Genomic DNA, 7,352 nt, shown 5'->3' on the forward strand with positions numbered 1-7,352 from the left:
CTTTCCCGCGTTATCGGCAGCTAATCAGTGTAGCAATCCCCCCTTTTTTTGTACAGAGCTTGCCAGCCGTCCGAACCCAATGGCCATGCGGGAAACCGCGTTTGCACCCCCTCTCCTTTTTCAATAGGCTGGATACAGAGAAAGCCCTTGTTAAAGGCGAGAGACTTTTGTGATCCTGCGCACCAATGAGCCCCAGACGGGATCCCCAACCCCTGCCAAATCTGCTGACCAACCTCTGCCACAGACCGGATCCCACAACAGAGGACTGCCCATCGGCTGGATCCTTGTGGGGATATTGTTAGCCGGCTTGGGCGGCGGCATTCTCGTTCAGCGTCAGCTCCGGCAACAGACGGCCCAGCGCCTGGAGAGGCTAACGGTGCCCGTGCAGGTGACAGATCTCGCCCAACGCCTGCGGGTGAGCGGCCAGGTGCAGCCGATCCGGCAGGTGAATGTCAGCCCCCGCGAGTCCGGTCGTCTGGCAGAGCTGCTGGTGGATCAGGGAGATGAGGTAGTGGCAGGGCAAGTGTTGGCTCGGATGGATTACGGGGATTTAGCCAGCGGCATTCGCCAAGCCCAAGCCCGCATCCAAGAGCTACAGGCCCGCCTAGCGGAACTGCAAGCTGGCGAGCGACCCCAGGTGATCGCGGCGGCCCAGGCCAGGGTGGATGCGGCGCGGTCGCAAGTGAGGTTGGCCGAAAGGGAATTGGAGCGGATTCAGACCCTGGTGCAGCAGGGGGTGGTGGCCCGTAGCGAGCTGGATCAACGCCTGGCCCGCCTGGAACAGGCGCAGGCGGACTGGCAAGCGGCTCAACAGGAGCTGGAGCGATTGCGGTCAGGTAGCCGCCCAGAAACGCTGCAGCAGATCCAAGCCCAGATTGCCCAAGCGGAGGCAGAGCTGGCCCAGCGGCAATCTCGCCTGGCTGAGGCCGAGATCCGGGCGCCCTTTTCCGGCGTGGTTGTCCAGCGCTTTGCCGAGGTGGGATCCTTTGTAACTCCCACTACCGCAGCTTCCGATGCCACCGCCGCTTCTTCCAGCTCTATCTTGGCGCTGGCCCAGGGGATCGAGGTGCGAGCCGAGGTGCCGGAGGCGCAGATTGCCCAGGTGCGGGTGGGGCAGCCGGTGGAGATCCGCTCCCTGGCCTATCCGGATCGGGTGGTGCAGGGGCGGGTGAAGCGGATTGCCCCTGCCACGGTGGTGGTGCGGGAGGTCACCGTCTTTCGGGTCATGATCGAACCGGAGACGGGGGCAGACTTTTTGCGCACCGGCATGAACGTCTCGGTGGATTTTATCGGGGAGCGGCAGCCTCAGGCGCTCACGGTGCCCTCGGTGGCCATCTTGCGGGAGCAGGGCCAAGAGGGAGTGATCCTGCTGGATCCGCGAACCCAGCGGCCCGTCTATCGACCGGTGGAAACAGGCCTCACCCAGGGCGGGATCACCCAAGTGCTCTCCGGCTTGCGGGCCGGGGATCGGGTCTTTACGGCGCTGCCGCCGGGGGTGAACCTGGAGACTTTGATCCGACAAGAGCAAAATCGCAGCGAAACCGCTCAAATCAAGCCACACCCATGAGCCTACCGATTGCAGCCCGAATGGCCTGGCAAATGGTGCGCCGCTACCGCCTGCGCACCGGTTTAAGCATGTTAGGGATCCTCATCGGCAACGCCGCCGTCGTGGCCATTGCCGGGTTTGGCCATGCTGCCCAGGAGCTGGCCGTGGATCAGTTCCGTTCTTTGGGCACCAACTTGCTCATTGTCTTTTCTTCCAGCTTGGGCCTGGCGGACGCCAGCAACACCCGTCCCATTACCCTCGACGATCTACGGGCAATTGCCGCGGAAGTGCCCGCTGTGTCGGCAGCCGTCCCCAGTCTTGTGGTCAATGTGCGCGCCGTGCGGGGGGGAGTGGATCGCCGCTATGAGGCCACAGGCACCTGGCCGGAGTATTTGTCGGTGCTGAATTTGGAGATCGAGGAGGGGCGCTTTCTCTTGCCAGCGGATATTGAGGAGCAGCGCCCGGTGGTGGTGCTGGGCAGCGAGGCCGCCCGCGAGCTGTTCGGCTTGGATCCCGCTGCCGCCATCGGGGAGACGGTGCTGCTGAACAACCTGCCCTTCGAGGTAATCGGCACGTTGCGTTCTAAGCCAACGGTGTTTGGCAACAGCGATGCCGGCCTGTTTTTGCCGGTGGATGTGGTGGCCAACCGGTTTGTGGGGCGGCGCTCCCCCTATGGCCTGGAACTGACGGCGATCTTCGTCTCGGCCCGCTCCGAAGCAGATCTGCCGGCTGCCGAGTTCCAGATCCGCAACTTGCTGCGGCAACGGCACCAACTGGTGGGGGAGGATGACTTCGTCGTCCGCAACCAAAAGGTGTTGCTGGACGGGGCCGCCAGGATCTTAACCTTGCTGCGGGTGCTGCTGACCGGCACGGCGGCCCTCTCGCTGCTGGTGGGCGGGGTGGGGATCATGAATGTGATGCTGATCTCGGTGTCGGAACGCACCTCCGAGATCGGGTTGCGCAAGGCGATCGGCGCCGATAGCCGGCAAATTTTGCAGCAGTTTGCCACCGAAGCTATTCTCATTGCCGTCAGCGGGGGCGTGGCCGGGATCCTCCTCAGCAGCGGCCTGCTGGTGGCGCTGCAAGTGTTCACCCCCCTGGCCACCCGCGTGGATGCAGTGGCGGTGGCGGTGTCCTTTTCCCTCTCGACGGGGATCGGGGTGGTTTTCGGCATTTTCCCGGCCCGCCAAGCGGCGCAACTAGATCCCATCGAGGCCCTGCGAGCCTGAGATCTCCCATTCGTAGGATAATGGGGGCTTACAGGTATTGAGTTGCCCGCCGTTCGCTAAGGAGCTTCCCCCTTGGTTAGAGAGCGAGTAGAGGTGATCGTCCCCGCCACCACCGCTAACTTGGGGCCGGGGTTCGATTGCATCGGTGCAGCCCTGGAGCTCTACAACCACTTCCAATTTCGCGAGATTCCCACCGGCCTCAGCATCCACTATCGCGGCAGCGATCACATCAGCCAGAGCAAGGACAACCTGGTGTACCGCGCTTTCTGCCGTGCTTTCGAGCTGCTAAGCAAGCCGGTGCCGGGGGTGGAGATTGAGATCACCCTCAACGTGCCCCTGGCGCGGGGCCTGGGCAGCTCTGCCACTGCCATTGTCGGCGGCCTGTTGGGGGCTAATGCTCTTGGATCGCTGAACCTGGCTCCTGAGACTCTCCTGCAGTTGGCCATTGCCCTTGAAGGCCATCCCGACAACGTGGTGCCCGCCCTCCAGGGCGGCTGTCAACTCTGTGTGCAGGGGCAGCAGGGGCAATGGGTATTTTGCCCGGTGGATTGGCACGAGCGCATCGGCCTAGTGGCGGCGGTGCCTAACTTTAAGCTGTCTACCCAGGCGGCCCGCGAGATCCTGCCCAAGTCCGTCAGCCTGGCGGATGCTGTCTTTTCCGTCAGTCACCTGGGGCTGCTTATCCGCAGCCTGCAGTCGGGGCGGGCGGACTGGCTGAAGGTGGCCTTGCAGGATCGACTGCACCAACCGGCGCGCATGGAGCTGATTACCGGCTTCAAAACCGTCCAGGCAGCGGCTCTGGCTGCCGGGGCCTATGGGGTGGTGATCAGCGGGGCTGGCCCCACGCTTTTAGCCTTCTGCGCCCCGGAGGAGCGAGAACGGGTGGGATGCGCCATGGTCGGCGCCTGGGAGCAACTGGATATCGAAGCAGAGGCCAAACCCCTGAATTTGGATCGACAGGGGGGACGGGTGGTGATCCATTCCCAAATATAGAGGAGGCCCTTGGGTCAAGCTGGTCACCCCGATTACAAAGGGGTCGTGCTTTTAGGCGTATAGGCCTTTCGCAGACTAGGACACCGCCCTCCCACTCAAGTTCCCGACCCTCCTTATCCCTCACCCCTTAACCCCTTTCCCTGCGGGAGAGGGGAGCCAGGAATCCACAGCACAAACCTGTTTGGGATGGGATCCCTTGAGAGGCTGGGCAAAACTTTTTCGGCGTCCCTACCCTGGCAGCAGCAGCAGCAAGGGGGGGAGAAACAGCCAAGCTGCCACAGCCAAAGCCGCCATCGCTGCCACTAACACCGCTCCAGCAGCGCAATCTTTGGCAATTTCTGCCAGCAGGTGATAGCGGCTGCCCAGGGTCAGATCCACCACTGCTTCCAGGGCAGTATTCACCAGCTCCAAGGCCATCACCATCCCGCTGGTCAAGCTGATCAGGGCCATTTCTACGGCGCTCAGCCGCAGGGCCAACCCTAAGACAAAGGCCACTACCGCCATAGCCAGGTGGATGCGAAAGTTGCGCTGGGTGCGGGCGGCGTACAGCAGGCCCTTTCCTGCATAGTAGAAGCTTTTACTTAGGCTAGTGGCCACCTGCCACGAGGGGGGGCGCTGCCAGGGATCCTGCGCCGCGAGGTCAGCCTCGGCTCCCGGGTCTGGTGCCTCGGAGGGATGGGCCGAATCGACCTGCGCTGAAGTGAAAGGGGCTCGCCGTCGCAATGCCGCCAAACGCAGCGGCTGGGGAAAACGGCTAGGGCTGCTGGCCATGGGTCACCTCCAGGTCTTCTTGGATGGCGGCAAGCAGGTGGTGCTGTTGCTGCAGCATGCGCTGTAGGGAAAGCTCATCGGGGTGATCCCATCCCAAGAGATGCAGCAGGCCGTGGCTGGCCAGCCAGGCCAATTCCCGCGACAGCCGCTGCCCCTGGGCTTTTGCCTGCGCGCAAGCGGTGGGTACCGAAATCACGATATCCCCCAGCAGGCGCACCCCTGTTATCTTCTGCAGCTCGACAGGGGTGGACGTCTCCTCGGCGGCAAAGGCCAGGACATCGGTGGGAGCGTCGATGTGGCGAAACTCGCGGTTGAGCTGGCGGATGTGCTCGTCGGAGGTGAGGCAAAGGCTGAGCTCGCAGGGATCCGTCACCCCCAGCTCCCGCAGCCACACCTCAAACCAACGGTGCCAAGTGGCTTCCTCAACTGGGCTGGGGACGTTTAGCTCCAGGTACAGATCCAGGAATCCCTCCATGCAGGCCTCACTCACACCCAAAATTGGCTCGCTGGCCCCATTGAGTACGGAGCGGAACGGCCACCCACGACTTGAGTCGCCCTTGCCAGTGGTACAAACCTTCAATGTACTGTAGCGCTAACATTGCTGGCTGTGCTAGGGTGCCGCTGCGATAGCCATAAAAGACGCCTCCCCAGGCAAATACGCTGCAAACCCTGGAAGGGGGAAGTCAAGGAACCCCATGTAAGGGGAGCGGCGGCCAAGGTGATAGGGAAATCAGACGCAACTCTCGGACTTTCTTTGTCTGAGGGATGTCGGGGGTGCGGCTGGGCAGCGCCCTCCAAAGTTTGCTGCCAGGGTGCTCGGCCATCTCCCCACTCAAGTGCGGGGAGCGTCAACGCGCCCCCTACTCTGGGGGTTCACCCGGAAGTTCGGGCCAGGCTGCGGCGACCCTCTGGCTGGCAAGCTGTTGTAGCGTTTGCCGCAGCCGATTTTCCAGCTCTTGCCGGCAACTGTCTGGATCAACCCCTTGCTGGGAAAGAAGCTCCGCCGGGAAGAGATCCCCGGCGATGCCGACAGCCCAGGCCCCTGCCTGCAGATATTCTGCTGCATTGGCCAAGGTAACCCCCCCAGTTGGGATCAAAGGCAGGGATCCCAGCACCGGTTGCAGATGGCGCAGGTAACGGGATCCGCCAAGGCTTTCTGCCGGAAACACCTTTACTGCCGTTGCCCCGGCCTGCCAGGCCCTCCAGATCTCGCCGGGGGTGAGGGCGCCGGGCACAATGGGCAGCCCTGCTTCCCGACCCCAGCGGATGATGCTCTCGTCCGCAAAGGGGCAAACATAGAATTGGGCTCCCGCCTGCCAAGCCTGCTCTGCCATCTGCCGATTTAAAACCGTGCCCACCCCTACCCAGCAATGCGGGTAGTCTTGCCGCAGTTGGGCAATCAACTCCAGATACCGGGGAACTTGGGGAGTGATCTCAATGTGGCGGATCCCGGCCCGGATGGCCAGGGTGGATCCCTCAAGGGCTTGGGCCGGGCTGGCCGAGAGGCGGATCACCGCGATCAGGGGCTGCTGCCACAAATGGAGTAGCCAGGGGTGCCGCCATCCCTCTCTGAAGCTCTGTTCAGAACCCTCAAACACCATCTGTGGAAAAGCCCTCTCTCATCGATTTCTACCTTGCTTGGGTTGATTTTAAGTTTAATTGCAATTAAAAATAACCAAACAGCCCGACGGTAAAACAATGACAAGCTATAACAAATTTCCTTTTGAGAAGAAGGCTAAAATAGAATAAAGAACAGGCAAAAGTGGTGTTTATAGGGGCAACTGTTTGCGGGTTTGTAGCACTCGTTGGAGCGCTTACTTTTCCCATCCTTTCATGGCGTCGCTGGTCTCTCATTTTAGTAGCTATCTGCAGCCTTGTTAGCTCCTTAACCAACATTGAACTCGGCAGAGGAGAGGAGGAAGCTCCCTCAGGGGAAAGGTGGCGCATGGTAGCCCATCTCTACGAGGTAACTTTCTGGTTGGCATTGATCGTTTTCATCTTACTGGCATGAGGTTTTGCCGGCAGGTGAGCGGCTAGTTTATCGCCATTGTCTGGATGTTGTGTCGAGGTTGCTCTGGCTTGCCGGTTGTTTAGGTTGGGCACCGATTAGACCTGTGGGATCTGGAGATCGATACGAACCTAGCCGCAGTGAGGATCCCTCGCCCCCAGCCCCTCTCTCAAAGGGAGGGGGAAGTCAGGAATTGAAGGAATGAACGGTTTTACTGGTATTGAAAATAACCCAGCCGTTTTGCTTGTATCTTGTAACGATTTGGAGTACAGCCTTTTAATTTAAAATAGGGTACAGGTATTCAAGAGGAAGGAGAGAAAGGAATGCCGACTCATTCTTTGGATTTGCGGCAAAGAGTTGTAGCAGCCTACCAGGCAGGTAACACCTCCATCCGCCAGGTAGCTAAACGCTTCATGGTGACCAAAAGAACAGTACACCGCTGGGTGCGTCAGTACCAACAAACTCAAGATTTAGCTCCTAAGAAAGCAGGCACCAAGCGAGTGGGCATTTTGGAACAACATCGGCAGGAAGTGATGGCAATTATTACAGAACACCCAGACTTCTACCTGTGGCAGTATCAAGAACTGTTGCGCGAGCGCTTAGGAATCAATGTAAGCATCGTCACGATACATAATTTCTTGAAAAAGCAAGGAATGACTCTAAAAAAAAGACCTACCGCAGTGCAAAAGTCAAAGAAGAGGAGGTGCAAAGGGAACGACTAGCTTATAGTCAAGAAGTCAGGAATATTCCAGCGGAGGATTTGATTGCCATCGACCAGACGGGAGTCTGGGAGGGAATGGAGCGG

6 protein-coding genes and 1 pseudogene are annotated in these 7,352 nt (G+C 60.2%); 4 read left to right on the forward strand and 3 right to left on the reverse strand.

The window, feature by feature from the left end:
• Positions 1-169 precede the first annotated feature (169 nt).
• From NW846_RS08900 to thrB, 3 genes are all read left to right on the forward strand, one after another.
• The gene (locus tag NW846_RS08900; protein ID WP_414346646.1) at positions 170-1,567 is read left to right on the forward strand and encodes an efflux RND transporter periplasmic adaptor subunit; all 1,398 of its coding nucleotides are present in this window, start codon (positions 170-172) and stop codon (positions 1,565-1,567) included.
• 20 nt (positions 1,568-1,587) lie between these two features.
• Entirely contained in the window at positions 1,588-2,775 is a 1,188-nt protein-coding gene (locus tag NW846_RS08905) for an ABC transporter permease (protein ID WP_240527648.1), read from the forward strand.
• Positions 2,776-2,847: 72 nt separating this feature from the next.
• A complete protein-coding gene (thrB, locus tag NW846_RS08910) occupies positions 2,848-3,768 on the forward strand; it encodes a homoserine kinase (protein ID WP_011430460.1) in 921 nt (306 codons plus the stop codon).
• Between the two features lie 228 nt (positions 3,769-3,996).
• Here thrB and NW846_RS08915 read toward each other — a convergent pair whose 3' ends face one another.
• The 3 genes from NW846_RS08915 to NW846_RS08925 all read right to left on the reverse strand — a co-directional run bounded on the left by NW846_RS08915 (position 3,997) and on the right by NW846_RS08925 (position 6,077).
• Positions 3,997-4,539: a diacylglycerol kinase family protein gene (locus tag NW846_RS08915; RefSeq protein WP_099812054.1), complete on the reverse strand. Its 543-nt coding sequence runs from the start codon at positions 4,537-4,539 to the stop codon at positions 3,997-3,999.
• Positions 4,523-5,014, reverse strand: coding sequence for an rRNA maturation RNase YbeY (gene ybeY, locus NW846_RS08920; protein WP_041438372.1), 492 nt, complete (start codon positions 5,012-5,014; stop codon positions 4,523-4,525). The genes NW846_RS08915 and ybeY overlap by 17 nt, the downstream gene beginning before the upstream one ends.
• A gap of 385 nt (positions 5,015-5,399) precedes the next feature.
• On the reverse strand, positions 5,400-6,077 hold the full coding sequence (locus tag NW846_RS08925; RefSeq protein ID WP_240527647.1) for a bifunctional 4-hydroxy-2-oxoglutarate aldolase/2-dehydro-3-deoxy-phosphogluconate aldolase: 678 nt from the start codon (positions 6,075-6,077) through the stop codon (positions 5,400-5,402).
• 793 nt (positions 6,078-6,870) lie between these two features.
• On the opposite strand from NW846_RS08925, the pseudogene NW846_RS08930 reads away from it, so the two are divergent.
• Positions 6,871-7,352 (forward strand): annotated as a pseudogene (locus tag NW846_RS08930) (IS630-like element ISSoc15 family transposase); the annotation flags it as partial.

Origin of the sequence: Synechococcus sp. W60.3 (genome assembly GCF_047502615.1) — a bacterium.
GTDB lineage: Bacteria > Cyanobacteriota > Cyanobacteriia > Thermostichales > Thermostichaceae > Thermostichus.

What these genes read in the sequence shown, in the direction of transcription:
- NW846_RS08915 (WP_099812054.1), bottom strand. Translation starts at nt 4,539, where the DNA reads ATGGCCAGCAGCCCTAGCCGTTTTCCCCAGCCGCTGCGTTTGGCGGCA.
- ybeY (WP_041438372.1), bottom strand. Translation starts at nt 5,014, where the DNA reads ATGGAGGGATTCCTGGATCTGTACCTGGAGCTAAACGTCCCCAGCCCA.
- NW846_RS08905 (WP_240527648.1), top strand. Translation starts at nt 1,588, where the DNA reads ATGGCCTGGCAAATGGTGCGCCGCTACCGCCTGCGCACCGGTTTAAGC.